At 56.1% G+C, this 2,251-nt stretch carries 5 protein-coding genes; all 5 read right to left on the reverse strand.

The annotated features are described in order from the left end of the window. On the reverse strand, positions 1-658 hold a 658-nt coding region (locus ACFWGN_RS21440), incomplete at its 3' end, for a hypothetical protein (protein WP_377619771.1). A gap of 149 nt (positions 659-807) precedes the next feature. After that, complete coding sequence (locus ACFWGN_RS21445; RefSeq protein ID WP_377619773.1) at positions 808-1,047, reverse strand: hypothetical protein; 240 nt, start codon at positions 1,045-1,047, stop codon at positions 808-810. Between the two features lie 11 nt (positions 1,048-1,058). After that, on the reverse strand, positions 1,059-1,478 hold the full coding sequence (locus ACFWGN_RS21450) for an HK97 gp10 family phage protein (protein ID WP_377619775.1): 420 nt from the start codon (positions 1,476-1,478) through the stop codon (positions 1,059-1,061). 2 nt (positions 1,479-1,480) lie between these two features. Continuing rightward, positions 1,481-1,900, reverse strand: a complete 420-nt coding sequence (locus tag ACFWGN_RS21455; RefSeq protein WP_377619776.1) for a hypothetical protein — start codon at positions 1,898-1,900, stop codon at positions 1,481-1,483. Between the two features lie 4 nt (positions 1,901-1,904). Then, positions 1,905-2,251: hypothetical protein (locus ACFWGN_RS21460; RefSeq protein WP_377619777.1), on the reverse strand; the 347-nt coding region annotated here is incomplete at its 5' end.

The raw sequence follows: 2,251 nt of genomic DNA on the forward strand, positions 1-2,251 counted from the left end.
CAAAGTTGCCTAGGGCGTCGGTTGACTGGCCCATGACAAGGTTTGTAATTGCCTGCTGCCTTGCCTGTGCCTCTGCTGCGCCAGTGAGTTTGTCGGCTCCCATGGCTGCCATTTCGGCCTGAATCTTGGCAGCACTGAGCGTGATGCCGTACTTCTCTAGAGGGTCGAACTCACCCTTGAACGCGGAGGACAATGCCTCAACAGCGGTCTTGGCGTCTCCACCGAACATGGAGGAGAGGTCAGCACCTAGCGTAATCATCTCGTTGGTCTTGCCCCCGAGTTGATCCATGGATACGCCCATGTTCTTGAACTGCGAACCAATGAGGCTTGCTAGTTCGTTGTATGAGTTCTGGGAGAGGCCCGCTGACTCAGCGGCTCCCTTAGCCCATGTGTGCATCTGTGCTGCGCTGTCCTTGAATACCGTGTCAACGGCTCCGATGGACTGCTCTAGGTTCGCTGCTGCGTCTACGGCTTTCTTGCCGTAGGCAGCGGCAGCGACTCCAAGACCAATGGCTGCCGCTGCTGCGACCTTGCCTAGGGTCTTGAAGCCGTTGCCGATGCGTTCAAGCCCGGAGGTCTCCTGACCTAGTGCCTGCATCTTGCGCTTGAAGTCTGTGGTGTTCGCAAGAACGCTAACGATTACTTGTTGGTTTGCCATGAGGAGACCTCCTTACTTTTGCTTGTGTGCCTTGTTCCAGGCTCTGATATATTCATCGACCTCAATGGAGGTCATCGCGTCGTACTCGGAAGGCTGTATGCCTGTGATGAGTACTGACGCCTTACGTGCTGCGCGCTCTTGTCTGAGCGTTACTCTTTTGGGTCTGCGGTCTCACCAAAGCCGAGGTAGTCAGTTGCTTCCTGCATCGTGACGTTCTCCGCTTCCTTAAAGGTGAACTTGCGGTCCTCGCGGCGCTTAGCCACGAAGTAAAGTGCTTGGAGGCTCTTAGCCATCGGCTTGTCTCCGTTACCAAAGGAGGTAATGGACTCGCCGGAGAGTTCCTCAACGGTGGCGATTTCGCCTAGAGTTAGTTGATCGATTGAAAACATGGTGTGCTGCCTTACTTAAGATTGTTCTTAACTAGAATGTCGTCCAAGCCCTCATTGAGTTGGGCTAGGACGCGGGCACGAGAGGCGGACAATCCCTGAGTCAGGAAGTGAGTCCCCTCGATGCCGTGTGCAGGCCAGCCGTAGTGCTGGACTCCTGCGTAGGGGTAACGTGCGCCTCCCGCGCGGACAACGGCCTTTGTCTTGCCCTTGCCCGCGCGGATGGAGCCACGTAGTTTTCCGGTCTTGTAGGGCGCTAGAGGCTCTGCTGCACTGACCACCGTGTTACCGATGGAGTGCATTAGGTCCTTCATGTCTGCCGCGTCTGCTCCGGCTGCCGATAGGGCACGGATAGCCTTATTGAGACCTTCGACGTAGACGCCGAAGCCCTCTCCAAGGTCAGCGGCAAAGCGCTCTTCAAGTGACCGGGACATGCTTACGCCGTTGTCTTAAGGACAGGTCGGGCGTCGCACTTGAACTCAACGTCAAAGGTGGACGTGGAGTTGGTCTCGCCAGTGAGTTCTGGCATGCCTCCGGGAAGCGTTAGCGTTCCAGTGAGGTGAGGCTGATTCGCAGTTGCTACTGCGTTGCCGTGTGGTGCTACGACGTAAGCAACGTCTTCCTCACCGGGGTTTTCGAAGAGGTAGCGCCAGAAGGAGCCGGATGCTGTGGACGCGATAGCAGAGACAGTGAGGATAGTGTCGAACTTTCCTCCGGCTGCTGCGTCGCAATAAGTAACAACGTCGTCGTCTGCCTCTTCCGAGGAGAAGCCGAAGCCGGTAACGTCGCAAGCACGCTCAATGCCACCTAGTGTGAGAGTGAGCGTCTTGCCAGTGATTCTTTCGCTTGATGGCATTTGATTAATCCTTAATAATGAATACGTCAGCGTTCATGCTGATAGTTGCTGCTAGATAGGTCGCCGTTCCTGAGGAGACCATGATTGGTTCATCGATACGGTCAACCGCCCATCCGTTCTCGGATAGGGCCAGGAGAGCCGCTGTGATGTCTGCGTCGAATGAGTCCATCTCCTTGGAGTTGGAACCCTTAGCGACGACTACCGTTGCCTCAAGGCGGACTGTGTGAGAGCCGATGACTGCACCGGTCTCGATCATTGGAGAGCCGTAGGAGACAACCGCGATGGGAGGCGTATAGCGCTCCGGTACGTGGTCGGTTCCGTTGAGGCCAGCCGCTGTGAGGATGTCCATAA

The sequence above is a fragment of the Oerskovia sp. NPDC060338 genome, assembly GCF_042726295.1.
GTDB lineage: Bacteria > Actinomycetota > Actinomycetes > Actinomycetales > Cellulomonadaceae > Oerskovia > Oerskovia merdavium.